Genomic DNA, 25292 nt, shown 5'->3' with positions numbered 1-25292 from the left:
TTCATCCGTTGTCAATCTATTTGTTCCGCGTGTACAGTTAGAGAGAGGTGACAGCAAGGGATTTGTCGAATTGTTTCGAATATAAAAAGGCAACCGTGTTTCGGCGTCACTTACCTATCAGGAGGCAATCATCGTGTCTATACGCACCAAACTCGCGCTGCTCATTACGCTCGTCGTCACGATCGTGCTTTCCTTGAACATATCGGCCTATTATTACTCCACGAAACGCGACATGCAGGAGAACGCACGCCAGCAAATGCTCGATATCGCGTCGCAGATCAGCGCTTCCGTGCAGTCCTCGCAAGAGTTCCGCCAACACATGGAGGACAGCATGGCGGAGAAAATCAGATTGGTCGCGATCGCCGCGATGCAGAAGCTCGATCCCCGCGCCGATAACGTAACGAACGAACAGCTCGTCCAGCTCAGCGAGGAGCTCGGAGTCGAGGGCATAACGCTATGGCAAAGGCTCCGAGACGGCGACGTCGTCGTCCGGAAGTCGTCCAGCCCCGAGGAAATCGGCATGAGCTCCAGGTCGTGGAGCTATTGGTTTACCGCATTCAATGAGCTGTTCGATCGCCGTAACGTGCTCACTGTGACGGAAGGCGAACGCTCGCAGCATTTCTGGTCGGGTCCGATCAACTTCGCGTCGTCCGATCCGTCCAGGATATACAAGTGGGGCAACTATTACGACGGAACGACGGATTACATCATCAATCCGTTCGTGAACGGCACTTCCGTGCTTGGTTTCGAAGAGAAAAGCGGCACGAACGCCGTCATCAGGACGATTCTGAGCAGCAATCCGGACATCCTCGAAATTACCGGCATTGATCCGGAGTTTTTCGGCAAGCCGATTATTTGGAAAAGAAAGCAGGGCCAGTTGATCCAGAACCTCGACGTTCGGCCGGTCCCGTTCGGAACCTACGAGCTGAAGAGCGAAGCGAACGACGTCTTGAACGTCATGAATTCGATCGAGCAAGGCTCGCTCGTGTCGTCGAACGAGACGGTGACGATGACAGGGCCGGACGGCAAAACGACGAAGAAAAAGATCATGAAGAGCTTTCTGCCGATCCATCGAGACAAAACTTACGTCGTCAGCGTCAGCTTCGATCGCAGCAGCATCGATGACGCTCTCCGCAGGCAGTTGACGGTTCATTCTTCGATCTCGCTCGTGCTCATCGTCGGGACGTTGATCGCCAGCTATATTGTGTCGGGCTTCCTCGTGCAGACGCTGAACCGAATCGTGCATAAAGTGAACGAGATCTCCGCGGGCAAGTTCGGATCGACCGTCGTCGTGAAGAGCAAGGACGAGCTCGGGATGCTCGCTTCGCGAGTTAACCTGATGTCCGGCAATCTGCAGCAGTATACGGACCAGATCAAGGATCACGCCGAAGAACTGCGCAGCATGAAGGAATACTTGGAATCGTTCGTCGGCAATACGTCCGATGCGATCCACGTCACCGACCTGCAAGGCGTCGTACTGACCGTGAACAAAGCGTTCGAAGCGATGTTCGGCTGGCAAGCGTCCGACCTCGGGGGGCAACGTCTTGACAACGTGCCCGAAGGTCTCGAAGCGGAAGCCGCGGACATCGAAGCCCGCGTGCTTCGGGGAGAACCCGTCGCCGACTACGAGACGGTCCGTCTGGGGAAAGACGGGCAGCCGATCGACCTGAGCGTGACCGTATCGGGCATCCGCGATCAGCACGGCGCGATCATCTCCATCGCTACCATCTCAAGGAATATTACGGCCCGGAAGCAGACGGAGGAAGTTATCCGGCGGTCCGAGAAGCTGAGCATCGTCGGACAGCTCGCGGCGGGCGTCGCCCATGAAATCCGCAATCCGCTGACGACGCTGCACGGTTTCGTCCAGCTTATGAAGCATAAGCCGTTGTCCTCGGCCCATATCGATCTCATGATATCGGAGCTCGACCGGATCAACTTCATCGTGAGCGAGTTTCTCGTCTTGTCCAAGCCTCAGGTCAGCCGCTTCAGACCCGCCGATCTGAAAGAAATCGTCAGCGACCTGCTCCTGCTCCTTGATTCCCAAGCGAACATGAGCAACGTGCAATTCCGGACCTCGTTCCCCGAGGCGCCGATACCGCAACTGATTTGCGAGCCGATTCAGTTGAAGCAGGTCCTTCTCAATATTCTGAAAAACGCGATGGAAGCGATGGAAGGAGGAGGCGTGATCCGAATCGAGCTGCTGCATGAGGAGGGGGAGAGCTTAACCGTAAAAGTAACGGACGAGGGCTGCGGCATCGCGCCGGAAGAGCTTCATCGCCTCTGCGAGCCGTTCTTCACCAAGAAATCGACCGGCAACGGGCTCGGGCTCATGGTCAGCCAGCAGATCATCTCCAACCATAAGGGGACGATCACGTTCCGCAGCGAGCTTGGCGTCGGTACGAGCGTGGAAGTGCGTTTGCCGCTCGGCGGGCAGCAGTAAATCGAATTAGAATTTTCCCGGTACCCCCTCCGTATGATGGTGTATGTGAAGATCAAGGAGGGGGTTTTCGTTATGTCCATGTTCAAACGCATGCTTGCGAACGTCGGGATCGGCGCCGCCAGAGTCGATCTGATACTCCGGGAGCAAACGGTACAAGCGGGGAATACGATAAGCGGTGTCGTCCGCATTCAGGGAGGCCGCGTCGAACAACAGGTCGAAGTCGTCTATGCCTGCGTGAAGACGCGTTACTTGAAAGACGTGAACCACTCCAAGATGTACGTGGACGCGACGATCGCCGCCATCCCGCTCGCCGGCAAGTTCACCGTCGAAGCGGAGCGGGAGTACGAATTGCCGATCGCGATCCGTCTTCCTCCATACACGCCCGTCACGATGGGGGGCACGCAGGTGTGGATTCGTACCGGAATGGAAATCAACGAAGCCATCGACCCGAAAGACGAGGATTACTTGCAAGTGACGCCGCATCCCTACACGGCGGTCGTTCTGGAAGCAGCGGAGCGGGCGGGGTTCCGTCTTCGGGATGCAAGCTGCGTATACGCGCCTTACCACGGCATAGCGCAGGGGTTGCCGTTCGTTCAGGAATTCGAATTTCTTCCTTCGCCGAAGCGCCGGGACCGACTGGACGAACTGCAGATCGTCTGCTATCCTGACGACGACGGAATCGGCTTGCTCTTGCAGATCGACCGCCAAGCTCGCGGCGTTGCCGGCTTGTTCGCGGAAGCGACGGACACGGACGAAGAACGTTTCGCCAGGCTGCGCTTCAAGCGTGAACAGCTTGCCGACGGTCCGGGTATCGTCGTATCCTGGATCGAAGAGAAGGTTCGCAAATACGCGTAAAGACGAAGATACGCTGGGGGATTACTTCATGATCAGCAAGGCTAAGAAGTTAGCGGCAGAGAAGGCCGTCGAATTCGTGCAGGGCGGAATGATCGTAGGGCTGGGGACGGGATCCACTTCGTTCTTCGCCATTCATAGAATTGCCGAACGGATGAAGCAGGAGGGGCTGAATATTCGAGCCGTATCCAGCTCCACAAGTTCGGAGGAGCTGGCTCTGCAGCTGGGCATTCCGCTGGTCCCGTTCTCCGAGATCGATTCGATCGATCTGACGATCGACGGCGCGGACGAGGTGGACGGGGAATTCAATCTTATCAAAGGAGGGGGCGGCGCCCTGCTCAGGGAGAAGATCCTAGCGTCGAACAGCCGGAAGTTTATCGTCATCGTCGACGAATCCAAGGTCGTGAACCGGCTGGGCAAGTTTCCGTTGCCGGTCGAGATCGTCCCATTCGCGGCGGAGCTGACGATCAAGAGGTTGGGCAAACTCCCGTGCACGCCCGAGGTCAGGATGGTCCACGGCAAGCCGTTCCTGACGGACAACGGGAACTGGATCGTCGATTGCCATTTCGGCGAGATTGCCGATCCAGGCGCGCTGAGCCGGCAGCTTAAAGCGATCGCCGGGGTCGTGGAACACGGTTTGTTCCTGGCGATGACCGACACCGTCGCGGTCGGGCATACGGACGGCACCACCAGGTTTCTGTAGCGGGTTCCTCTTTGTACAATCGCAGGTCAATCAGTCTCGTTACTGGTTGGCCTTTTTTGCGCGCGGGGGCCGTTGTGTGTATTGTCGTACAAAGACCTCTGTCTTGACCGTCAATGGAGTCTGTTTGTGCGATTTTTCGTACAACTGTCGAAGCTTGTAAATCGCTTTGTCTATTTTCCAATTCAAGGTGATATAATGGTTTCGATTATGTTCTTGAACGGTTAGTGCTAGGAGGCGCAGATCAAGTAGAGAACATGCCGGCCGCAAAGTCGCCATAGGCACGCACGGGAATGTGATGGCGCTGATGATGAATCATTACGATCAGGCGTACGTATGGGATTTTGTGAGTCGAACGAGCAAACCGGATATTTATAAGCTGGTATTCGAGGGTTCGAAGATGGCTGAAGTAACGAAGCTATGGAGTGGTGATGTCGAGAGATGAACGAACAAATGTCTTTCCGATTAGCTAGAATCAACCCCGACCATAAGTTCTACACGACGGTGAGCTGAGGTACATACATGAGCCGTACAACGACCATCCACATCACAAGGCACGGACAAACCGAGTGGAATACGCTGAAGAAGTTTCAAGGCCACAACGATTCGCCGCTTACGGAACTCGGCGTTAAGCAGGCGGAGTGGTTAGGGGAATCGCTTCGCAATACCGCTTTCGACCGGGTCTATTCCAGCTCAAGCCCAAGGGCTTTCAGAACGGCGGAGATCGTGGCAGGAGGAAGGGGAATTCCGATTGAAGCTTGCGACGAGTTCATGGAGATTAATCTAGGGATTTGGGAAGGCATGGACCAAGGCGAGGCCGAGCGTTCATACCCGGAGCAATTCCATAACTTCTGGAAAGACCCGGAGGCTTTTCGCGTTCCGGATGGCGAGACGTTCAGGGACGTATCCGAGCGCGCGATTCGCAAGCTGCTTCAGATCGTCGCGGAGAACGCCGGCCAGTCCATTCTCGTCGTCACTCACACTGTCGTCGTAAAGCTCATTATGGCTTATTTTGAGCAACGCGATTGGAAGGATCTGTGGAATTTGCCGTACATTCATCCGACTTGCTTGTGCAAGGTTGAAGTGAATGACGACGGTCACGCGATAATCCTGCACGGCGATATTAGTCACTATCGGGAAGCGGCAACGGAGAGCTGAGCGGGGAGGGCGCGGATGTACATTCCTAAACATTTCTTAGTTGAAGACCGCGGGGCGATCTATGATTTTATCGATCATCACGGGTTCGGTATTCTGTTCTCTACGAGCAATGGCTGTCCGGTCGCGTCGCATCTTCCGTTCGAGTTGAAGCGGGACGAGGGATGCATATACGGTCATGTGGCGAGAGCCAACGAGCAGTGGCAAGAGATTGCGGATCAAGAGGCGCTCATCGTCTTCCATGGCCCGCATGCGTATATTTCGTCCTCCTGGTACGAGACGAACCAGAGCGTGCCGACTTGGAACTATGTGGCGGTTCACGCTTATGGACGAATCGAGCTGATCGAAGACCAGACGGAAGTCATGCGCTCGCTTAATCGGTTGGTCGAGAAATACGAACAACCGAACAGCTCGTACAAGCTCGATGAGACGAACCGGGAGTTCGCGGAGAAGCTTTCCCGAGGCATCGTCGCGTTCCGAATGAAGATCGATCGGCTAGAAGCCAAATGGAAGCTGAGCCAGAACCAATCGGAAGAGCGGCAACGGAGCATTATTGATCATCTTGAACGATCCCGGAGCGAGGATGCCAGGGAGATTGCTGAATTGATGAAAGGCAATAGGGGGGAATCATGAGACGATTAGGCGTAATCGGGTTAGCGTTGCTGATGATCATTCTCGTCTCGTGCACCAATGAGGAAACGATTGATCCGCCTCGATTCGACGATAGGGATTTAAGGTTTAATCTGCTCCAATCGGATAATAGCTTGGGACTGCAAAGTTATGTCATCGAGGTACAGAACGCGGGAAAGCTGAAGATCGGCTATTTGAAGCTGTACGTTTCTTATCCGATCAAGCAAGAGAGCGGTAGCAGATCCAACCCCTTCAGGGTGGAAGGCAAAACAAGAAGCAACAATCCGGTCATGCTGGGCGAAGGCGACAAGGCAATCTTCCAAGTTGACGCGCCGATAAATGACGTGTTCGGCGACAGCGCCTTATTGGACTTCGATCATCCGAATCTTAATTTCGAAGGATATGTGTTGGAAGGCGATCAAATCATTCCATTCGGATTAGGCGGAGGATTGGAATTGATTATAAGAGATTATTGAATCTATAGTTTAACAGCGTACAAGAAACTCGAGGTGCCGAATGCGGAGCAGAACGAGTGACGTCATACTATTCATCGTCAGCGGAATACCTTTGCTAGTCTACCCGATCGTGCTGATCGCCAACATTATGCAACTGGCGGGAGAGAATTCCGGCGAGGATGCGTTATTAAGCTTAATCGTATATGGCTTCATCCTGGCGAGCAGTACGTACGTGATTACTTATATCGCCAGTCTAATCGCCTATATCGTACGGAAGAAACGCAGCAGATCAGTCGTTCTTCTCCCTTATTTTCATCTGCTGGCCGTAGTCGTTCTCTTTATGGTTTGGGAGAATTACTGAATAACGCGGGAGTGAGACATGTGAACAAGAAGGTAGATTATAAAAAAGATTTCAAACAGCTTTACGTGCCCGGTACGTCGCCGCAAATCGTGGATGTGCCGACGATCCCGTTCATGATGATCGACGGCTCCGGTAATCCCAACGGCGAGGAATTCGCCAAGGCGACGGAAGCCTTGTACAGCTTGAGTTACGCGGTGAGAATGTCTTACAAAACCAACGATGTGCCCGCTGGATACTACGAATATACGGTTTTCCCGCTCGAGGGCGTATGGGACTTGCTTGACCGGTCGAAGCCGGCGACGGACAAAAGCAACCTCAAGTACACGATTATGATACGGCAGCCCGATTTTCTGACGGTACAAGGGTTCGAGCGGTTTCGGGAACAGACGATGAAGAAAAAGCAGAATCCATTCCTCGAGAAGGTCCGGTTCGAGCAGCCGACGGACGGGCTAAGCTGTCAAATGATGCATCTCGGAAGCTTCGACGACGAGCCGGCAAGCTTCGCGCGCATGGAAGCGTACTGCGCGGAACAGGGTTTTACTCGCGCGAGCAAAATCCACCGGGAAATCTATTTGTCCGATCCTCGGAAGACGGAATCCTCGAAGCTGAGAACGGTGTTAAGGTTCCCTGTACAATAAAAGACACTTGAAGTTCAAGTGTCTCTAGGTCTTATAGATATCGCCGCGCGCCCCCACTTTTACAACAATGACAATTAGTTCATTATCTATCACTGAATAAATGATTCGATAAGTGCCAACCCGGAGTCTAAATTGATTGTCTGTTCCCTGCATTCTTTTAATATTAAGTTCAGGATGTCGAGGGTCTTGTGATAATATCTGTAGATGATCTAGGATGCGGTTTCTAGTTGCTCTATCTTGCCTTTGAAGATACTTATAGGCATCCTTGAGAAATTTAATTTCGTAGTTCATGCTCTACATCCTTAAGGTTGATTAATTCACCCTTGAAGTAGGCTTCTTTAGCTTTGTTAATAGCTTCTAAATCATCTTGCGTAGTGGGCTCGTCGTCTAAGGGTAATTCTTTATTGGTAGATGATTGCGAGAGCCGTTCCATTAAATCAGAAACTAACTCGAGATCTTTATCGGACAATCGCTCAAGCAATTCATTAAATCGTTCTTTACTCATAGACATTCCCAGCCACTCCTTTCAAGAACTAATTATAGCCATTATAACATCAAATACACTTGATAAGGACTCACATTCTACTGCAGAGGGTAGTGGAACCAGCATGTACTGACCTCGACGCTGCCGTACAAGTGAGATCCCCGAATCGCTTCGGGGATCTCTTCCTTGCAGCCCCTTGCGCCTACCGTTGCCGCACCATGAAAAACTCGCAATCCCGCCGCGAATGGTAGCTGATCTCGCTGACGCTGGACTGCACGACGACGATGTTGTCGTCGAAGCGGATGACGGTGCCGCCGGAATCGATCAGATGGTCGTCCCGGAACACTCGTATGGAAGCGTGCTGCCGGGCAGCCTCTTCGAAATCTCGGTCGGTTTCCAATCTTATGCTTAGCGCCATTCGCTCGTCCACTCCTTCATGCTCCTTATCATAGCATAAAGGCAGGGATGGACGCCGCGCAGGGTCCTGTACTGGACCTCCCGCGCGCTTTGGTTTCAGGCTTCGCCCCGAGCCATCTCCCAGGTCCCAGACCCCTCCGCCGCGCAGCGGTTTCGACTTCTTCATCGGCCGGCCTACTTGCCCGCCGCGGCGATCTGCGTTTTCGTCTTCGCGATAACCGCCGCGATCTTCTTCTCCGCGGCGAGAACTTCCCGCTGTTTGTCCGCGACCTGCTTCGCGAGCGAGGCTAGCGTATCCAGCGCGTTCAGAGCGCTGCGCGTCTCGCTCTTCTTGATCGCGTATTTGAAGTCGGTCCAGACGGCCGATTGGCTCTTGCGCGGCAGGGCGGCGGCGCTGTTCAGGGACTTGATCTTCACTTTGAGGGTATCGGTCTCGCCGAGCGTATTCCTGGCGGCTTTGATCTTGGCGGCGGCAGCGGCTTTGGCGTTCTTCAGCTCGGTTTCCTTCGCCCGGATTTTGTCCCGCGCGAGCTGGGTCGCGACTTTCATCGCATCGGCTTGAAAGCGCAGCGCGTCGTTCAGGAGCTTGCTCTTAAGCTTCCGCACGATGGCAATCTGCTTATTGAGCGCGGTATACTCGTCGAACAACGGCTTGTACTTCGCCTTCATCTGCGCGACCTCGCCTTTCAGCTTATCCAGCTTGGCGCCGTCGACGAGCCGAATCTCCTTCCGCAGCGCGAGCAGCGCCTGCTCGTTCGCATAGTGCTGCGCTTTGATCTGCGCCTTAAGCTGCAAGTCCTCGTTCAACGAGGCTTGAAGCGCGGGGTATAGTTGCTTCAGTTTGGCGGCAGAACCGGCGTCCGCGCCCTTGACGGTCTTGTCGAAGTCGGCTTTGACCGGCGCGGTCAGTTCGATGGCGGCGGCCTGCATCGCGGCCGGCGCGGCGCTCCATACGGTAACCGCGAACAGCAGCAACAGGACGCCTTTACGCATTCTAACCATGAGAATCCCTCCTTGATATTTCGAATCCGGACAACAAAAAAAGCACCTGCAAGAAAGGCGCGTTAACGCCTTATCTTACGGGTGCTTCCTTACGTAAGTGGTCCGAATTCGGTTGTGTGCGTTCACTATACCAAGGCGCGGTAAAGCTGTCAAGCGAACAGTCGGCACCCCTTGAAATCTCCCTCTTCGTCCGAAAAGTATATCTATAATCTCGGTACATAGAGTAGATAGCGGAGGTGCGAACGATGCTCAAATACAAGCGAGTGTTGATCAAGCTAGACGGCGTCGCCATCGCGGGCAACGGCGGATTCGGCTTCGATCCCGAGAGATTGGAGCATGTCGCCGGCGAAATTCTGTCCGTCGTCCGATTGGGGGTAGAAGTGTGCCTCGTCGTCGGGGGCGGCAATATTTTTCGCGGAAGCATCGCGTCTTCTTGGGGGATCGAAAGGGCGGAGGCGGATCGTATCGGCACGCTCGCGACGGTCGTCAACAGCCTCATGCTCCGCGGCGTCCTGAAAGCGAAGACCGACAGGGAAGTGCGCGTCATGACCGCTTTGCCGGTCAGCGCCGTCGCCGAGCCATACATACGGTTAAGAGCGGTTCATCATCTTGAAAAAGGGTACATCGTGATCTTCGCGGGGGGCAACGGACAGCCGTTCGTCACGACGGATTATCCTTCCGTGCAGCGGGCGATCGAGGTGAGATGCGCCGCCCTGCTCGTCGCGAAGCAAGGGGGGGACGGCGTGCCGAACGCCGATCCGAAGACGGACCCGGATGCCCGCCAATACAAGTCGATGCATGATAACGACGTGCTTCGGCGCGACTTAACGGTCATGGACCAGTCGGCGTTCATCCTGGCGCGGGATTTCGGCTTGCCGATCCACGTCTTCAACTTCGATAAGCCGGGGGCGATGAAGGCGATTTGCGAAGGAAGCGGCGAAGGTACGATCATTAGCAAAGATTCTGTCCTGGCGCTGGACGAAGCCTAGAACAGCGTCGCTTGCTCTTCGATGCATTCGGGCGTATCGTTCTTCACGTTGCCGACGACCTTGGACACCGGATACGCCCGCATCGCCGCGGCGTCGTAAGGCCGCAGCAGGCTCGTGAGCCCCGCCGCGTCCGTGTTGCCGCGATCTAACCAGTACGCCTCGTCCTCCGGACGCACGATAACGGGCATCCGGTCGTGAATGTCCGCCATCAGCTCGTTCGGCGTTGTCGTGATAATCGTGCAAGTGCTTATTTTGCGCCCGTCCGGGGCGACCCATGTATCGTACAAGGCGGCCATCGAGAAAATACCGCCGTCCTTCATCGTAATCCGCATCGGTTGCTTGCCGCCCCCGGCCTGCTTCCACTCGTAGAAGCCGTCGGCCGGCACTAGCGCTCTTTTGCGCTGTACCAATCCTCTGAAAGAGGGTTTCTCCAGCAGCGTCTCCGCCCGCGCGTTAATCATTTTCGAGCCGATCTTATCGTCGGTTGCCCACGAAGGGACCAGCCCCCAGCGAAGCTCGCCGAGCCTGTTCTTCTCCCCGTCGTTCACGACCGCCAGCACTTGCTGCATCGGCGCGACGTTGTAGCGGGGCGTATGGTACCGGTTCGTCGGCAAGTCGCTCAGATACCTCAGCATTAACTCCTCGATGGACACTACGATCGTATATCGTCCGCACATGGAAATTCCCCCTTATCTTTATCAGTATAAGCCTGTACACCCAAAAAATAAATGTGGATAAAGGAACATCCGTTCGCATATAATGATTAACACGAACATTCGTTCGTAGATTCATGCGAACGTCGGACGATAAGGGAGAGGATCGATGAAACCGCCTGTACTAAGCAAAGACGAGCTGCGCTTGGTGAAGGACGCGATTGTCATTCCCGTCATGCTGGACTATCTCCAGAGCGACATCGATACGGCCCGCAAGGCGGGATTTAAGCTGGATTTGATACTCGTGCGCGGCTTGCAGAAGGTGCTGGACGATCTGATCAACGAGCATTACGAATTGCGCAAAGCGCTCAGGGAGCGCGGAATTAAGTTGTTCCCGGAGAAGCGGACGCGGGCGGGCGTGGAGGCCGCTTATTTGTGCCGGGGGTATGAGCATCAGTTGACGTTGCTGTGGGGCACGCTGCGCAACGAAGCGCTGAGAAAAGCGAGCGAATATACCGGAGTTAAGCTAACGGATGGGTGATGGACACGAATGGGACAAAGCGCGGAAAGAATCGTTATGCTGGCGGATTGCCAAAGCTTCTACGCGTCGGTGGAGAAGGCGGCGAATCCGCAATACGCGAACAAGCCGGTCGTCGTCGCGGGAGATCCCGAGCGCCGCAGCGGCATTATTCTGGCGGCTTGCCCGTTGGCCAAGAAGTTCGGGGTGACGACGGCGGAGACGGTGCGCGAGGCGATCGCCAAATGTCCGGACCTCGTCATTATCCGGCCGCGGATGCAGCTGTATATCGATATTTCGATGCAGATTACGGATATTTATCGCGCGTTCAGCGATTTGGTAGAGCCATACTCGATCGACGAGCAGTTCATCGACGTGACGGGCAGCCAGAAGCTGTTCGGCACGCCGCTCGAGATCGCGCAGGCGATCCAGGATCAAGTGCGGAGCGAGACGGGAATTTATACGCGGCTTGGGATCAGCTATTCCAAGGTGACGGCGAAGATGGCTTGCGACCTATGGGCCAAAAAGAACGACACCGGGCTGTTCGTGCTGCGCGAGGCGGATTTGCCGGAGCTGTTGTGGAAGCAGCCGATCAATAAGATGTTCATGGTCGGGAGCCGGATGACGGCGCATTTTACGGCGATGGGGATGCCGACGATCGGGGATTTGGCGAGGACGCCGCTGCCCGAATTGAAGCGGCTTATGCGCCGCAAGTTCAGGAAAAACTGCGACATCGACGCGGAGCTGTACTGGCGGCTCGCCAACGGCAAGGACGACAGTCCGGTCAGCCCGTACACGCACAAGACGCCGCCGAAGAGCGTCGGCCATCAGATGACGCTGCCGCGCGATTACCGGACGATGGAGGAGCTCAAGGTCGTGCTATTGGAGTTGACCGAGCTCGTGTGCAGGCGTTGCCGGGGGCTCGGTTTCATGGGCTTCGTCGTGTCGGCCGGGTGTCAAGGCGCCGACTTCGACCGCCCGACCGGCTTCTATCGGCAGTCGAAGATGCCGGAGCCGACGAACGTGACGAACCACGTGTACAAGGCGGCGGTCGAGCTGTTCGAGCGGCATTGGGGCGGCGAGCCGGTGCGCAAGGTGGCGGTCGGACTCACCCAATTGTCCGGCGAGGAGGAGTACCAACTGTCGCTGTTCGACGAGCGGGACCGATTCCGCATGCTGGAGCGGGCGACGGACGCGCTCAAGGATAAATACGGCAGCACCGCGATCATGCGAGCCGTCTCGAAGACGGCCGCGGGGCAAGCCGAGGATAGAGCCGGCAAGATCGGAGGGCACTATAGATGACGAAGAAGCTCGAGAATAACGGACTATGGGAGTCGAGCCGCATGATGCTGCCCGAGCATAAGGAACGGATTATCGAGATGAACAACCGGCCGGAGCGCAGGACGAAGCCGATGCTCGACCCGCAGCGATGGGAGGAGATCAACGAGCGTCTTAGCGCGGCTTGCCAGACGGGCGAGGAGATCGAGCTGCTGCTCTGGGAGCCGGAGGCCGACCGGACGGTCAGCGGGACGATCGTGAAGCTGGATTTGCTGTCTTACCGGATATTCATCGGGGACCAGTGGGTGAAGCTGGCGAGCATCGTGGAGGTGCGGGGGTAGGGGAGCGTGTCGGGCAGAGCAGGGCAGAGCAGAGCAGGGCAGGGCAGGGCAGGGCAGGGCAAGGCAGAGCAGAGCAAGGCAGAGCAGAGCAGAGCAGGGCAGAGCAGAGCAGGGCAGAGCAGGGCAGGGCAGGGCAGAGCAGGGCAGGGCAGGGCAGAGCAGAGCAGGGCAGAGCAGAGCAGAGCAGAGCAGAGCAAGGCAGAGCAGAGCAGAGCAAGGCAGAGCAGAGCAGAGCAGAGCAGAGCAGAGCAGAGCAAGGCAGAGCAGAGCAAGGCAGAGCAGAGCAAGGCAGAGCAAGGCAGAGCAGGGCAAGGTGAACAAGCAGCGCCGTCGGTGGTGGAGATTCGATTACCTGCTATTATATAGTCTTGAAGCGGCAGATTGACCGATTATCCGTGAATACCTGCCTAGATACAGTTCCTCTAGACGCCAAACGTCGACTTGAGCGGATAACATACGGATTACCTGCACATCCGCAGGTCTCCCCCATCACAATCCCGATCTAGCAACAACGCCTGCACGATTGCAGGCGTTGTTGTGCTTTAACGCCTATCGCTGCCTAACGCGGACTGATTGTTCACGCCGAAGTAAAAGCTTCCCTTCGCAATGCCGACGATGTTTAACCTTTTCTTATGAAGCGACGCTTACCGCAATGAAAAGGTTATAATACACCTAAGACCGAAGTTGGGAGCAGGAGGAAACGATGACGAACCCAGGGTGGAATTTCGATAACAGTTACGCGAGGCTGCCGGAGTCCTTTTATACCAAGATGAACCCGACTCCCGTACGCTCGCCGAAACTCATCGTTCTTAACGAACCGTTGGCGCAATCCCTCGGACTGGACGCCGAGGCGCTGAGGAGCGAGGATAGCGTCGCGGCGTTCGCCGGCAACCGGATTCCGGAAGGTGCCGAGCCGATCGCGCAGGCTTACGCGGGGCATCAGTTCGGGTATTTCAACATGCTGGGAGACGGACGGGCGCTGCTGCTTGGCGAACAGATCACTCCGCGGGGCGAGCGGGTGGACATTCAGCTTAAAGGCTCCGGCCCGACGCCGTATTCCCGCCGAGGAGACGGCCGGGCGGCGATAGGACCGATGCTGCGCGAATACATTATCAGCGAAGCGATGCACGCGCTCGGCATCCCGACGACCCGCAGCCTGGCGGTCGCGACGACCGGCCAGCCGATCCAGCGCGAGGTCGAGCTGCCGGGCGCGGTGCTGACGCGCACCGCCGCCAGCCATATCCGCGTAGGCACGTTCCAATACGCGGCGCAATGGGGCAGCGCGGAGGACCTTCGGGCGTTAGCGGACTACACGATGCAGAGGCATTGTCCGGGCATCGCGCATGACGACGACCGCTACCTGAACTTCCTGCGGGAAGTGATCAAGCGCCAAGCCGCGCTCATCGCCAAGTGGCAGCTCGTCGGCTTTATTCACGGCGTCATGAACACCGACAACATGGCCATTAGCGGCGAGACGATCGATTACGGCCCGTGCGCCTTCATGGACGCGTACGATCCGGCGACGGTATTCAGCTCCATCGACTCGCAGGGGCGCTATGCATACGGCAATCAGCCGCCGATCGGCGGGTGGAATCTCGCGAGATTCGCGGAGACGCTGCTGCCGCTGTTGCATGACGACGAGGAGCAGGCCATCAAGCTGGCCGAAGGCGCGCTGGCGGACTATGCTTCGCAGTACAGCCGCCATTGGCTGGCGGGCATGCGGGCGAAGCTCGGCCTCGTAGGCGAAGAGGAGCAAGACCAAACCTTGATCGAGAACCTGCTCGAGATCATGGAGCGGGTAGGGGCGGACTTCACGAACACGTTCCGGGCGCTGACGCTTAACAAGCAGGATGACGAGGCGCTGTTCGGAAGCGCGGAGTTTGCCGAGTGGGAGGAGCGCTGGAAGGCGAGGCTCGGCAGGCAGCAAGCTTCGCAGGCCGAGTCGCAACAGCTGATGCGTGCCGCCAATCCGGCGGTCATCCCGCGCAACCATCGGGTGGAAGAGGCGCTGGAAGCGGCTAACCGCGGGGACTACGGCGCGATGGAGCGGTTGGTTGCCGTACTGGCGCGGCCTTTCGCATACGACGCCGCGCAGGAACAATACTGCGCGCTGCCGGCGGGAGCGACGCGTCCGTACCGGACCTATTGCGGTACGTAAAACGTAGGGACATTCGAGTATGGTATAATGGGCTGTAAACGCATTCAACATTTTCACGACCCGCCGTAATTCGCAAGATATTCAAAGACTAGCGCGTCAATAGTCACCCTCGGAGGCCAGTTCATGTACGAGAGATTGCTGCCACCCATCCAAACCTACGAAGCCAGGGACGGAAGATCCTTATGTTATCGCCATTACCGCGCGGACAGCGACAAGCTGATGATTCTGCTGCACGGGATCTCGGAGGATGGACAATATTTGCACCCGCTCGCGGAGTTCATCGCGAAGCGGCAGTTAGCGCAAGTCGTCGTGCCCGACCTGAGAGGGTACGGCTTGCACCCGATCCGCAGAGGCGACGTAGAATACGTGGGCCAGCACGATCATGATATCGAGGATTTGGCGGTGTGGCTGGAGAAGAGCGAGCCGCAGGCGGACAAGCTCATCCTTGCCGCCCATTCGGGCGGAGGAGGCAACGTGCTTCGCCTAGCCGACAAGCCGCTTGCCGGGCAGGTTAACGCTTATTTGCTTCTGGCGCCGGCGATTCACCCGAAAGCGCCCATTAACTACGAGAAAAACCATATGAGCACGGTCCAGCTGAACGTGCCGAGACTGGCGGTGTTAACCTTCATGAACAAGCTCGGCATCCGCTGGTTCAACCGTCTGACCGTTATGCATAACGATAAGCCGCCGGCTCGCCGGCATGGTCGGGAGACGCTCGAACTCAGCTACCGTCTGCTGCAATCCCGCGCGCCGAGCGCCAAGTACGAGCGCAGCTTGAAGGCGATGACCCAGCCGACGCTCGTGCTCGTCGGGGAGAAGGAAGAAGTGTTCGTTCCGGGACAGTACGCTCCGATGTTCGCCGAGCATAACGACGCCAAAGTGAAGATGATCCTGGACGCCGACCATGACGGCATCCTATCGAGCGAAGGGGCGTTCCGCGAAGTCGAGCAGTGGCTTCGGGAGCTGGCATAGCATGTTGAAGCCGCTGCAAGCATGGGCGAGACAGTTGAAGAAGCAGCTCTTCGTTCTCTATTATGCTTATCGGGATGCGCGCACGCCCGGGTATGCCAAGCTGTTGTCGGCTTGCGTGGTGGCGTATGCTTTCAGCCCGATCGATTTGATTCCCGATTTTGTTCCGATTCTAGGCTACTTGGATGACCTCATCCTTATTCCGCTTGGCGTGAAGCTCGCTTTGAGAATGACGCCTCGGTCGGTATTGGATGAAGCCAGGGCAAAGGCGGAGGCCAGAGTCGCCAGAGACAAGCCGAAGAATTGGGTGGCGGCGGGGATCATTGTTACGGTCTGGGCAGCCGTTGTTCTATCGGGTTGTCTGATTATTTTCTAAAATTCATTGAATACAAGTGAACGGCCGAGGGGCGCGATATGCGTCTAACGGCCGTTCTTTTTTGTGTTCTGGCCGTCTTTCGTCCAATCCGTATCGGAACGTCTCTCATAAACTATCATTGATTTCGACCTAGTAAGGAGTGAACCGGAATGGCTATCCAATTGTTCGTGCCAACTTACCGAGTAGATGAATGCATCGAGGAAATCCGCCAATGCCTTGAGCTGGGGTGGACAGGCATCGGGTTCAAGACGGTGGAATTCGAGAGCGCATGGCGCGCCTACACGGGTCATAAGCACGCTCACTTCGTGAATTCGGCAACCGCTGGCCTGCATTTGGCCGTCAAAATATTAAAGCAAGTCCATGGCTGGCAGGACGGAGACGAGATCGTCTCGACGCCGTTGACGTTCGTCTCCACCAATCACGCGATCCTCTACGAGAAAATGAAGGTCGTATTCGCGGACGTTGACGAGCATCTGTGCATGGACCCGGAAGATTTGGAACGGCGAATCGGGCCTCGGACGCGCGCGGTCATGTTCGTAGGATTAGGCGGCAATACGGGGCAATACGCCGATATTCTCGCCATATGCAGGAAGCACCGCCTGCCGCTCATCCTGGATGGCGCGCATATGGCCGGAACCCGTCTCCACGGGGAAATGCCGGGCAAGGAGGCCGACGTGGCGGTCTATTCGTTCCAAGCCGTCAAAAATTTGCCGACCGCCGATTCCGGCATGATCTGCTTTGCGGACGAAGAGATGGACGGCATCTGCAGGAAGTACACTTGGCTCGGCATCAACAAGGATACGTATACCCGAACGCATAGCGCGGGCAACTACAAATGGAAATACGATGTCGAATATTTGGGGTACAAGTATCACGGTAATTCCGTCATGGCGGCGATCGGACTTGTCCAACTTCGGTATTTGGACGAGGATAACCGGTTCCGCCGGCAAGTCGCGCAATGGTACGAGGATCGCCTTGGCCACGGAAGCAGCCGCGCCAAGCCGATCCCCGTCGCCGCGGACTGCGAGTCGTCCCGCCATCTGTTCATGATCGAATCGGGCAACCGAGACGAGCTTCTTCATGTGCTGAACGACAACGAGATCTACCCCGGCGTTCATTACCGGGACAATACCGACTACGCCATGTACGCCTATGGGCAAGGAACATGCCCTCGGGCTCACGACATGTCCGGACGGATTCTGTCCTTGCCGATGCATCTGCAACTGCGCGAAGAAGACGTAGACCGCGTCTGCGAAATCGTAGCAGCCCATGCCAAGGAGTGAGCGGATGAACCACGCATACGTTATTCGGACCGAACGTCTACGGTTGCGCCAGCTCGAGCTCTCGGATTTAGAGCTTGTGCTCCTTTGGCGGAACGACCCCGCAATCCGCCAATGGTTTCTAAGCAGCGGCACGATCACTTGGGAACAACATCGGAACTGGTATGCGCGATATCTGGAGAACGGGGCGGATATCGCGTTCATCGCCGAGGACATGGCAGGTTTGCATGAACCGGTGGGGATCGCGGCGTTATACCGGATCGATGCCTCTCGCGGAACGGCGGAGTTCGGGCGGCTCATGGTCGGCAACGCGCGGGCCAAGGGCAAAGGCTTCGGACTCGAGATCGTCGGCGCGATATGCGCCTTCGGATTCGAGCGATTGGGGCTGAACGCCATCGATTTGGAAGTATACGAGCACAATGCCGCGGCTATCAAGATTTATGAAAAAGCGGGCTTTCGAACCGTCGGCGCCAAATCCGCGGAACAAGGTCCCGTACGTATCATGACGCTGCCCAATCAAGGAGGGTAACATGATTACCGCTAAACCGTTGTTGGAAGGCGCGAAGGTGTACGAATCCGAATCGCCGGTCCAAGATCCCGTCATCAGCGTCATTATGTCGACCTATTGCCGGGGCGACAACGGGCTGCTGGAACGCGCCATTCGCTCGGTGCTGAATCAGACGTTCACCGCGTTCGAGTTTATTGTCGTCGACGACGGTTCGACGGATCGAACGCGCGAGATCGTCATGCGTTATAGGAACCATGATCCCCGAATCGTCTATATCCGCAACGAGCGCAATTCCGGTCTGCCGGCGCTGCGGGTGAACCAGGGCATCATGCGCGCGAAGGGGAAGTACATCGCTTACCAGTTCGACGACGACCAATGGACGGACATCGCGCTGGAGGCGTTATACCGCGAGATCGTTCGGCAACCGCGGGATTGCGTCGTGTTCGGCAAAGGGTTGTTCAGAAACTTGAAGACGCAGACGGAGTTCTACATCGGCGCCGCTCTCCGGTACGACGAGCTGCAGCTCTATAACCGCATTATCAATAATGCCGTCTTGCATCCGAAATCGCTTTGCTACGCCTACGGCGCTTACGACTGCCATCTGGCCATGCGCCGGACGAGCGACTGGGATCTATGGCTGCGATGGGCGGAGAAAGTGCCGTTCGTCTTCGTCGACCAAGTGATCAGCATCGCGGAGGCTTATCACGAGAAATCGCTGGGCTCGGATTATATCTATGATCCGCAACTCTTCCGTCTTTGCTACGCGATCGATCGGTCGGATCGGTTAAGGCTCGACCGAATCGAGGACTACGCGCTGGATAACTTGGATTTTCTGCACGACGGCGCTTACCGGGAGCATGTCTATCGGAAGCAGGTGCTGCCGTGGTTCGAGCAAAGACCCGAGTGGGCGAGCCGCAGGGCGCGTTACGATACCATCCCGGCCAAACCGATGAAATACGTGCTCGTTACGAAAGACGCGTACGATGCGACGGTCGTGATCATGCTCAAAAACTATATTCGGGCGCTGGACGGTTCCTATCGGTTCGTCTTCGTTCCGGAGTCCCTGCTGAACGCCGACGCGCTCCGGAACATCGACATCGCGGTGCTGTGCAGAACGATTGAGGATCGTTCCGCCGCGCTTCTCGATCTATGCAAGCAGTCGGGTATTCCGATCGTGTACGCGATCGACGACGATCTGCTGCTCCTGCATACGGTGAGTCCGGAATACTGGCGATACGCGCCCGGAACCCCCCAGCACGGCAACCTGATCCGGCAATTGTCGAATGCGGACCTCGTACTCTGTTATTCCCGCTCGACCGCGGCTTCCGTACGGCCTTACAACTCCCGAATCATCGAATTGGATACGAACGTGGCGGAGAAGATTTTGAACCGTCAGGCCGAATCGTTCGACCCGCCCGCCGCCCCGTTCAAGATCGTAATGCTCGGGACGAAATCGAGAAAAGAGGAGATCGACTGGCTCTGGGACGAATTGCTCGGCGTCAGCAGCGAGTTCAAGCGGGGGGTCGAATTTCATTTTTGGGGATACATCCCCGCGCAAATCGGTTCCATACAGGAGAGCGACGTGTTCGCCGCGGAGTTCTCGGTCAGTTACGAGGAGTATATAAACCGGCTTTCGGCGAGCCGATTCGATCTGTTGCTTTGTCCGCTCTTCGATACGCCGTTCAAGAAGGGCAAATGCCCGATCAAATGGTTGGAAGGGACGATCTGCGGCGCGGTAGGCCTGTTCTCCGACGTAGAGCCCTACGAATCCGTGCAACACGGCGTGAACGGCTTTAAGGTGCCGAATGAAAAGGGCCGTTGGGCACGGGAAATCGGCCGAATCATCCGAATGCCGACGGCAGATCGGAAGCGAATCCGGAATCGCGCGGTCGACTGTATCCGCAAGAGGTATACGTCCGAGGCGCAGGCCGGCAAATTCGCCCTCGCGATGGAGAGCGTCAGCCCTCCGGCTTCGCCGACGGAAGCGGAACGCGCGCGGGCCGGGCTGGCATTAACGCGGATTCGGAATAAACTGTCGTATGCGATCGGGATGCCGAATCGACCCGTCCGAACGCTTCGTTGTCTGTTCCGATGCGGCGGCAAGCGGATGAGCGGGCTTATGCGGGTAACCGTTCGCGACGAGGCGGGACGAGAAATCGAAGCCTTCGACGTTGAACTCGCAGGGTTGTCGGGCGATTGCTCGCTCGCGTTCCCCATTCCTCCGATGCCGGTTAACGGCGCTCCCGCGCTGCATATCGAATTTCGCGTCTCTTACGACGAGGGCAGCGGTTATCTATCGGTATTCGAACGCCCGGTGCGCTATCCGTTTCTTAGGCTTATCGGCCGAAGAGAGGGTCTGTACGCCGAGATGGGCGAACGAGAATAACATCAATGGACGGAGGGATCGCGCTTGATTTCATTCCATACTCTGGCTTCGGACCGTACGATCTTGAAGTCAGGCTGGCTTCGCCGATTCAAGAAGCCGGCGATTAGCGTCATCATGCCGACTTATTGCCGTAACCGAACGACCTTGAGCCGCGCGATCGACAGCGTCCTGCGGCAGACGTACCCGAATTTCGAATTGATTATCGTGGACGACGGCTCCACGGACGGCACGTACGAAACGCTGCGACGGTACCGGAAGCGGGACTCGCGGATTACGATCATACGGCACGAACGGAATAGCGGACTTCCGGCGGCAAGAGTGAACGAAGCGATTCTTCTCGCCAGAGGCGAATATATCGCCTATCAGTTCGATGACGACGAATGGGAGCCCGACTGTCTAGCGACGTTGTACGGCGAAGCGCTTCGGCAGGGCGAACCGTGCGCCGTATACGGCACCTGCCTTGCCGCGATTAAGCGGCAGGACGGAAGCGCGCAGCGATCGGACATCGGACGGGCGTTCGACTACTCCTTGCTTCAGAGCGGCAACTTTATCGCGAACAATAGCATCCTTCATCCCAAGTCCGTTCTCGAGCAGTGCGGCATGTACGATCCCCATGTCCTCGTGCGCCGTCTGTCGGACTACGACTTGTGGCTGCGCATGGCGCGCAAGCTCAAATTCGTATGGGTCGACAAGGTCGTCAGCAGCGTTAACGCCGGGGAGAAGCATTCGCTTGCCGAATCGGACGGCATCGTGCTGAAGCATTACGTCAAGCTGCGCCAGTATATGGAGATCAACCGCGAGTCGATGCTTGCGCCCGAGGCGATCGGCCGATACGAAGTGGACGGCACCGCTCATCTAGCTCCCAGCTTGTCGCAGCGGGAAATCGACGAATGGAGCCGCAGCGAAATTTTTCCGTTCCGGAGCCGCACTCCCTATTACTTGAAGGCGGAGCAACGCGAGCTGGCCAATCTGTCCCGTCCGTGGACGCGCCGGTTGGCCGTGATCAAGAGCCTGTACTCCACCTCGATCGACGTCACCGTCAAAAACTATACGAATCGGCTGCCGGCTTTTCCCTATCGATACTGTTATCTCGACGAGAACAACGCGGGTGCGCTCGGCTTCGACGAATACGACGTTCTGGCGCTATACAAGACGATCGGCCCGAACGCTACGGCCGCTCTCGAGAAAGCCAAGGCTGCCGGCAAGCCCTCGATTTACGTGATGGACGACAATATGTTCAAGTTCCACGAGCTAGGGGAGGAATTCGGGTACTTAAAGCCCGGAACGCAAGGCTATCACCATCTCCAACATCAAGTGTCGGGATGCGACCAGATTATCAGCTACAATTCCGTGATCACGGAGGATTGCCGACGTTACAACCCGCGAGTCATTCAAAGCCGCACCAACATTCCGGGCGCATACCTGACGGATAAGAGGCGCTTGGCGCGGAAGCGGCCGTATAAGTTCGGCATCTTCACCGGACCGTCGAGAAAACAAGAATTGCAGCGCCTGTTTCCGGTTCTGGAGCAGTTCAGCAAGTTGGTCGGAGACCGGGCAGAGTTTCATTTCTGGGGAATGAATCCCGACGATTTCGGTCGGCTGCACGGTAAGACGTATTATCGGGCATTCACGAACAGCTACGACCGGTACTTGGAATGGCTGCGAGCGGGAGAGTTCGATTTTACGCTGTCTCCTCTGGATGGCGCCTTGGATGCGGCGAGAAGCAAAAGTCCGGTCAAATTTCTGGAAGGCACCGCTGCCGGGTCCGTATGGATTTGTTCGAACGTACCTCCTTATTCGGAGCTTCCGGACGACGTGTGCATCAAGACCGGCAACGCCCCCGAGGATTGGCTGGCCGCCTTGCTGAAGGCGGCCGGTATGGGGGCATCCGACATGAACGCGATGCACGCACGGGCCTATGCGTACGTTCGGCGCCATTACGCGAGCGAGGCGCAGGTCCATGCCTTCGCGGGCGCGTTGGAAGCGTCGGAGTTGCACCGCAAGTTGCGAGGCAGGCGAATCGCTTATTTTTTCCATGAATCCTACTTGGGAGGCGCCACGCTTCATCTGCTGAAGCACGCGACGTTCATGAGAGAGATGGGCTTCGAGGTGCTGCTATGCGTGCCGGAGTCGCAGCGGTACGTTCCCGATCTGTACGCGCGCGCGGCGGCGGGAGGACTGGCGATCCATGAATTGCCGTATATCTCTAACGTCAAGGTGGACCAGGACCCTCAGGCGGCGTACACCGCGCCGGTCATTGCCGATTGGATGCAGCGCAATAACGTCGGATTGGCCCATTCCGTCACTTATATCGAAGCGGTGGGCGCCGCTTGCAAGGCCGTCTATATCCCGCATGCGGCTACCCTCCATCAATACTACGCCTCCCATTTGACGCTAGATCGGATTCGCTCCGTCTATCGAATCGACGCGGTTCATTCTTCTTCCCGCAAATATTCGGATATATGGAGCCGCCTGCTGGATGTACGGGGGACGAAGCTGTGCTGCGCCGTCGAGTCGGCTTTCTTCGACAGCTTCGATGCGAACCGACGCCGGTTAACGGCGCTGCCCCAGACGCAGACGCATACGATTCGCGTGTTGCTGTCAGGGACGATTCAGCCGCGCAAAAATCAACTGGAGGCGATCAAAGCGGTGCATCGTCTTCGGCAAGAAGGCGTCCCCGTCAGCCTGAAGCTGATCGGGTACGACCGGCTGGTGGGCGATTACCGCCAATCGTGCCTGAGCTATATACAAAATAACGGGTTGGAGCAAGCCGTCGAGATGGCCGGATTCCAAGACGACCCGCTTCAAAGCTACCTGCAATCCGACCTCGTCCTTTGCTGCTCGACGGACGAATCGATGCCCCAGGCGATTCTGCAGGCGATGGCGTCCGGCGTGCCGGTCGTGACGACGGAAGTCGGCGGCGTAAGAGAGCTCGTCAAACACGGTTACAACGGGTTCCTCTTTGAAGGAGCGGATGCGGACGCTATCGCGGCAACGATATCCGAGGCGATCGGGTCGCTTCGCAACGGTGCCGGAACGATACTGGACAATGCCTATCACGGCGTTAGAATGGTAGCCGATCCCGACTACGTGAAGAGCGAGCTCGTCCATTTCTACAATGAAGCGATGCCATAACAGGAAGCCGACCTTACAAGGGTCGGCTTTCGCGTGCGTATCCCTGCAGCGGGACAGCCCGATTCGTAGCAGGCGCGAAGCAGTCGCATCTATAAACGCCGCTAACTGCACGTATTGCCGTTATTTCGGGCTATCGACGGTCGCTCTCGCTCGTTGCTGCACCAAGTACAGTTACTTTAGTTCGAACCAGTTAAGTCCATATAATTGTGTAAAATGGTTGTCCTAAAAAAGGAGAGCCATAAATAAATTCCTCTCTTAAAATGAAAGTTGTCGAGACCCATTTTAGAGGAGGATTTTTATTTATGGCTCAGTATCAGATTACCGTAGATACGGCATTGTTGCATCAACTGTTTTTAGGAAAAGGACAAGATTCTGGGGTGAATGGTTTGTTGGAATCCGTGTTAAACCAGGTTCTCCAAGCACAAGTAGCTGAGCAGGCAGGAGCAGATAAGTATGAGCGATCCGACGAAAGGACGGGATACCGCAATGGGACTTATCCTCGTAAACTAACGACTCGTGTAGGAAGCATTACACTGCATGTACCTCGGCTTAGGGACGGCAGCTTCTCTACGGAGCTTTTCGCCCGGTATCAAAGAAGCGAACAAGCTTTGATGCTCTCTCTTATGGAAATGGTGATTAACGGCGTATCCACACGCAAAGTAACCACGATTACGGAAGAATTGTGCGGAGCCGAGTTTTCTAAATCGACAGTGAGCGAGCTCTGCAAACAACTGGATCCTATCGTAAGCAGCTGGAATAACCGGCCGCTTCATGAAACTTCCTACCCGTTTATCTCGGTCGACGCCATGTTCGTTAAAGTGCGTGAAGATGGGCGGGTTCGTTCCCGTGGCGTCATGATTGGCTATGGCGTAAACAAGGACGGGCAACGTGAGATTTTGGGCCTCATGCTCGGTGACACCGAAAGCGAGGCAAGCTGGAGCGAGTTCTTTAGCTCGCTTAAGGCTCGCGGGCTTCGTGGTGTCGAGTTAGTGGTTAGTGATCACCATGGCGGCCTTGTACGCGCTGTAAGGCAACATTTCCAAGGTATAACGTGGCAGAGATGCCAAATGCACTTCATCCGCAACGTTCTAGACGCAGCGCCGAAAGCACTGAAGACCGAGATTAAAGGCCGTGTCCGATCGATATTTGAAGCGCCCGATCTAGAGACTGCTCGACAGTATCTGAAGCAGACCCTAGAGGCGTATTCGAGCAAAGCAGCTAAAGCGATGGAGACGCTGGAGAGCGGTTTTGACGATGCTACAGCTATTATTGTATATCCTGAAGCGTACCGAATTCGGCTAAGAACCACGAATGGCGTGGAGCGTTTAAATGCCGAAATCCGGCGGAGGGAGAGTGTGATACGGATCTTTCCTAACCGGGAATCTGTTATTCGCCTACTAGGCGCAGTCCTGATGGAGTACGAGGAAAAGTGGACAAGCGGCCGGCGCTATTTCAACATGGATGAGTATTACGAATGGAAGAAAACAGCACCAAACCCTGCTAGTAACGTCATCCGTATCGGTTAACTTTTAAGCAGAGGATTTTACACACAATTTTGGACTTGATCT

25 protein-coding genes are annotated in these 25292 nt (G+C 56.3%); 20 read left to right on the top strand and 5 right to left on the bottom strand.

What is annotated here, in order from left to right:
- The first annotated feature begins 133 nt into the window (after nt 1-133).
- The 8 genes from COHPA_RS0110520 to COHPA_RS0110480 all read left to right on the top strand — a co-directional run bounded on the left by COHPA_RS0110520 (nt 134) and on the right by COHPA_RS0110480 (nt 7231).
- Entirely contained in the window at nt 134-2440 is a 2307-nt protein-coding gene (locus COHPA_RS0110520; RefSeq protein WP_027086138.1) for an ATP-binding protein, read from the top strand.
- 72 nt (nt 2441-2512) lie between these two features.
- The gene (locus tag COHPA_RS0110515) at nt 2513-3295 is read left to right on the top strand and encodes a sporulation protein (protein WP_027086137.1); all 783 of its coding nucleotides are present in this window, start codon (nt 2513-2515) and stop codon (nt 3293-3295) included.
- 28 nt (nt 3296-3323) lie between these two features.
- A complete protein-coding gene (gene rpiA / locus COHPA_RS0110510; RefSeq protein ID WP_027086136.1) occupies nt 3324-3995 on the top strand; it encodes a ribose-5-phosphate isomerase RpiA in 672 nt (223 codons plus the stop codon).
- Nucleotides 3996-4514: 519 nt separating this feature from the next.
- Nucleotides 4515-5150 carry a histidine phosphatase family protein gene (locus COHPA_RS0110500; protein ID WP_027086135.1) on the top strand — a complete coding sequence of 212 codons (636 nt, stop codon included), beginning with the start codon at nt 4515-4517 and terminating at the stop codon, nt 5148-5150.
- 15 nt (nt 5151-5165) lie between these two features.
- Entirely contained in the window at nt 5166-5780 is a 615-nt protein-coding gene (locus COHPA_RS0110495; RefSeq protein WP_027086134.1) for an FMN-binding negative transcriptional regulator, read from the top strand.
- On the top strand, nt 5777-6253 hold the full coding sequence (locus tag COHPA_RS0110490; RefSeq protein WP_027086133.1) for a hypothetical protein: 477 nt from the start codon (nt 5777-5779) through the stop codon (nt 6251-6253). Before COHPA_RS0110495 ends, COHPA_RS0110490 begins: the two co-directional genes overlap by 4 nt.
- Before the next feature lie 40 nt (nt 6254-6293).
- The gene (locus tag COHPA_RS0110485) at nt 6294-6593 is read left to right on the top strand and encodes a hypothetical protein (RefSeq protein WP_027086132.1); all 300 of its coding nucleotides are present in this window, start codon (nt 6294-6296) and stop codon (nt 6591-6593) included.
- A gap of 20 nt (nt 6594-6613) precedes the next feature.
- Entirely contained in the window at nt 6614-7231 is a 618-nt protein-coding gene (locus COHPA_RS0110480; RefSeq protein ID WP_027086131.1) for a GyrI-like domain-containing protein, read from the top strand.
- A 24-nt stretch (nt 7232-7255) separates the two neighbouring features.
- Here COHPA_RS0110480 and COHPA_RS0110475 read toward each other — a convergent pair whose 3' ends face one another.
- From COHPA_RS0110475 to COHPA_RS0110460, 4 genes are all read right to left on the bottom strand, one after another.
- Nucleotides 7256-7522, bottom strand: a complete 267-nt coding sequence (locus tag COHPA_RS0110475; RefSeq protein ID WP_027086130.1) for a type II toxin-antitoxin system RelE family toxin — start codon at nt 7520-7522, stop codon at nt 7256-7258.
- Complete coding sequence (locus COHPA_RS0110470) at nt 7506-7742, bottom strand: hypothetical protein (protein WP_027086129.1); 237 nt, start codon at nt 7740-7742, stop codon at nt 7506-7508. The genes COHPA_RS0110475 and COHPA_RS0110470 overlap by 17 nt, the downstream gene beginning before the upstream one ends.
- Before the next feature lie 175 nt (nt 7743-7917).
- A complete protein-coding gene (locus COHPA_RS0110465; RefSeq protein WP_027086128.1) occupies nt 7918-8133 on the bottom strand; it encodes a hypothetical protein in 216 nt (71 codons plus the stop codon).
- Nucleotides 8134-8306: 173 nt separating this feature from the next.
- Nucleotides 8307-9134, bottom strand: coding sequence for a hypothetical protein (locus COHPA_RS0110460; RefSeq protein ID WP_027086127.1), 828 nt, complete (start codon nt 9132-9134; stop codon nt 8307-8309).
- 245 nt (nt 9135-9379) lie between these two features.
- Here COHPA_RS0110460 and pyrH point away from each other — a divergent pair, with 245 nt between their 5' ends.
- Nucleotides 9380-10123 (top strand): UMP kinase, encoded by a 744-nt coding sequence (gene pyrH, locus COHPA_RS0110455; protein WP_027086126.1) that lies wholly within the window; start codon nt 9380-9382, stop codon nt 10121-10123.
- Here pyrH and COHPA_RS0110450 read toward each other — a convergent pair.
- Nucleotides 10120-10800 (bottom strand): SOS response-associated peptidase, encoded by a 681-nt coding sequence (locus tag COHPA_RS0110450; RefSeq protein WP_027086125.1) that lies wholly within the window; start codon nt 10798-10800, stop codon nt 10120-10122. The genes pyrH and COHPA_RS0110450 overlap by 4 nt on opposite strands.
- 145 nt (nt 10801-10945) lie before the next feature.
- Here COHPA_RS0110450 and COHPA_RS0110445 point away from each other — a divergent pair, with 145 nt between their 5' ends.
- The 11 genes from COHPA_RS0110445 to COHPA_RS0110390 all read left to right on the top strand — a co-directional run bounded on the left by COHPA_RS0110445 (nt 10946) and on the right by COHPA_RS0110390 (nt 25250).
- Entirely contained in the window at nt 10946-11317 is a 372-nt protein-coding gene (locus tag COHPA_RS0110445) for a YhjD family protein (protein WP_027086124.1), read from the top strand.
- Nucleotides 11318-11326: 9 nt separating this feature from the next.
- Nucleotides 11327-12595 (top strand): DNA polymerase IV, encoded by a 1269-nt coding sequence (locus COHPA_RS0110440; protein ID WP_027086123.1) that lies wholly within the window; start codon nt 11327-11329, stop codon nt 12593-12595.
- Nucleotides 12592-12912 (top strand): YolD-like family protein, encoded by a 321-nt coding sequence (locus COHPA_RS0110435; RefSeq protein WP_027086122.1) that lies wholly within the window; start codon nt 12592-12594, stop codon nt 12910-12912. The genes COHPA_RS0110440 and COHPA_RS0110435 overlap by 4 nt, the downstream gene beginning before the upstream one ends.
- 703 nt (nt 12913-13615) lie before the next feature.
- On the top strand, nt 13616-15070 hold the full coding sequence (locus COHPA_RS0110425; protein ID WP_027086120.1) for a protein adenylyltransferase SelO: 1455 nt from the start codon (nt 13616-13618) through the stop codon (nt 15068-15070).
- 123 nt (nt 15071-15193) lie between these two features.
- Nucleotides 15194-16042, top strand: a complete 849-nt coding sequence (locus COHPA_RS0110420; protein WP_027086119.1) for an alpha/beta hydrolase — start codon at nt 15194-15196, stop codon at nt 16040-16042.
- Nucleotide 16043: 1 nt separating this feature from the next.
- The gene (locus COHPA_RS0110415; protein ID WP_027086118.1) at nt 16044-16415 is read left to right on the top strand and encodes a YkvA family protein; all 372 of its coding nucleotides are present in this window, start codon (nt 16044-16046) and stop codon (nt 16413-16415) included.
- 149 nt (nt 16416-16564) lie between these two features.
- Complete coding sequence (locus COHPA_RS0110410; RefSeq protein WP_027086117.1) at nt 16565-17698, top strand: DegT/DnrJ/EryC1/StrS family aminotransferase; 1134 nt, start codon at nt 16565-16567, stop codon at nt 17696-17698.
- A 4-nt stretch (nt 17699-17702) separates the two neighbouring features.
- A complete protein-coding gene (locus tag COHPA_RS0110405) occupies nt 17703-18224 on the top strand; it encodes a GNAT family N-acetyltransferase (protein WP_027086116.1) in 522 nt (173 codons plus the stop codon).
- A 1-nt stretch (nt 18225) separates the two neighbouring features.
- Nucleotides 18226-20589: a glycosyltransferase gene (locus COHPA_RS24395; RefSeq protein WP_027086115.1), complete on the top strand. Its 2364-nt coding sequence runs from the start codon at nt 18226-18228 to the stop codon at nt 20587-20589.
- 24 nt (nt 20590-20613) lie between these two features.
- Nucleotides 20614-23724 (top strand): glycosyltransferase, encoded by a 3111-nt coding sequence (locus COHPA_RS24390; protein ID WP_027086114.1) that lies wholly within the window; start codon nt 20614-20616, stop codon nt 23722-23724.
- A gap of 302 nt (nt 23725-24026) precedes the next feature.
- Nucleotides 24027-25250 carry an IS256 family transposase gene (locus COHPA_RS0110390; protein ID WP_027086000.1) on the top strand — a complete coding sequence of 408 codons (1224 nt, stop codon included), beginning with the start codon at nt 24027-24029 and terminating at the stop codon, nt 25248-25250.
- Nucleotides 25251-25292: the final 42 nt, after the last annotated feature.

It is taken from the genome of Cohnella panacarvi Gsoil 349 (genome assembly GCF_000515335.1).
Lineage (GTDB): Bacteria > Bacillota > Bacilli > Paenibacillales > Paenibacillaceae > Cohnella > Cohnella panacarvi.
This window is presented reverse-complemented; position numbering and strand designations above follow the sequence as displayed.

Excerpts from the sequence above, each read along its gene's own strand:
- COHPA_RS0110515 (WP_027086137.1), top strand. The coding sequence starts at position 2,513 with ATGTCCATGTTCAAACGCATGCTTGCGAACGTCGGGATCGGCGCCGCC.
- rpiA (WP_027086136.1), top strand. The coding sequence starts at position 3,324 with ATGATCAGCAAGGCTAAGAAGTTAGCGGCAGAGAAGGCCGTCGAATTC.
- COHPA_RS0110500 (WP_027086135.1), top strand. The coding sequence starts at position 4,515 with ATGAGCCGTACAACGACCATCCACATCACAAGGCACGGACAAACCGAG.
- COHPA_RS0110495 (WP_027086134.1), top strand. The coding sequence starts at position 5,166 with ATGTACATTCCTAAACATTTCTTAGTTGAAGACCGCGGGGCGATCTAT.
- COHPA_RS0110490 (WP_027086133.1), top strand. The coding sequence starts at position 5,777 with ATGAGACGATTAGGCGTAATCGGGTTAGCGTTGCTGATGATCATTCTC.
- COHPA_RS0110485 (WP_027086132.1), top strand. The coding sequence starts at position 6,294 with ATGCGGAGCAGAACGAGTGACGTCATACTATTCATCGTCAGCGGAATA.
- COHPA_RS0110475 (WP_027086130.1), bottom strand. The coding sequence starts at position 7,522 with ATGAACTACGAAATTAAATTTCTCAAGGATGCCTATAAGTATCTTCAA.
- COHPA_RS0110470 (WP_027086129.1), bottom strand. The coding sequence starts at position 7,742 with ATGTCTATGAGTAAAGAACGATTTAATGAATTGCTTGAGCGATTGTCC.
- COHPA_RS0110465 (WP_027086128.1), bottom strand. The coding sequence starts at position 8,133 with ATGGCGCTAAGCATAAGATTGGAAACCGACCGAGATTTCGAAGAGGCT.
- COHPA_RS0110460 (WP_027086127.1), bottom strand. The coding sequence starts at position 9,134 with ATGGTTAGAATGCGTAAAGGCGTCCTGTTGCTGCTGTTCGCGGTTACC.
- pyrH (WP_027086126.1), top strand. The coding sequence starts at position 9,380 with ATGCTCAAATACAAGCGAGTGTTGATCAAGCTAGACGGCGTCGCCATC.
- COHPA_RS0110450 (WP_027086125.1), bottom strand. The coding sequence starts at position 10,800 with ATGTGCGGACGATATACGATCGTAGTGTCCATCGAGGAGTTAATGCTG.
- COHPA_RS0110445 (WP_027086124.1), top strand. The coding sequence starts at position 10,946 with ATGAAACCGCCTGTACTAAGCAAAGACGAGCTGCGCTTGGTGAAGGAC.
- COHPA_RS0110440 (WP_027086123.1), top strand. The coding sequence starts at position 11,327 with ATGGGACAAAGCGCGGAAAGAATCGTTATGCTGGCGGATTGCCAAAGC.
- COHPA_RS0110435 (WP_027086122.1), top strand. The coding sequence starts at position 12,592 with ATGACGAAGAAGCTCGAGAATAACGGACTATGGGAGTCGAGCCGCATG.
- COHPA_RS0110425 (WP_027086120.1), top strand. The coding sequence starts at position 13,616 with ATGACGAACCCAGGGTGGAATTTCGATAACAGTTACGCGAGGCTGCCG.
- COHPA_RS0110420 (WP_027086119.1), top strand. The coding sequence starts at position 15,194 with ATGTACGAGAGATTGCTGCCACCCATCCAAACCTACGAAGCCAGGGAC.
- COHPA_RS0110415 (WP_027086118.1), top strand. The coding sequence starts at position 16,044 with ATGTTGAAGCCGCTGCAAGCATGGGCGAGACAGTTGAAGAAGCAGCTC.
- COHPA_RS0110410 (WP_027086117.1), top strand. The coding sequence starts at position 16,565 with ATGGCTATCCAATTGTTCGTGCCAACTTACCGAGTAGATGAATGCATC.
- COHPA_RS0110405 (WP_027086116.1), top strand. The coding sequence starts at position 17,703 with ATGAACCACGCATACGTTATTCGGACCGAACGTCTACGGTTGCGCCAG.
- COHPA_RS24395 (WP_027086115.1), top strand. The coding sequence starts at position 18,226 with ATGATTACCGCTAAACCGTTGTTGGAAGGCGCGAAGGTGTACGAATCC.
- COHPA_RS0110390 (WP_027086000.1), top strand. The coding sequence starts at position 24,027 with ATGGCTCAGTATCAGATTACCGTAGATACGGCATTGTTGCATCAACTG.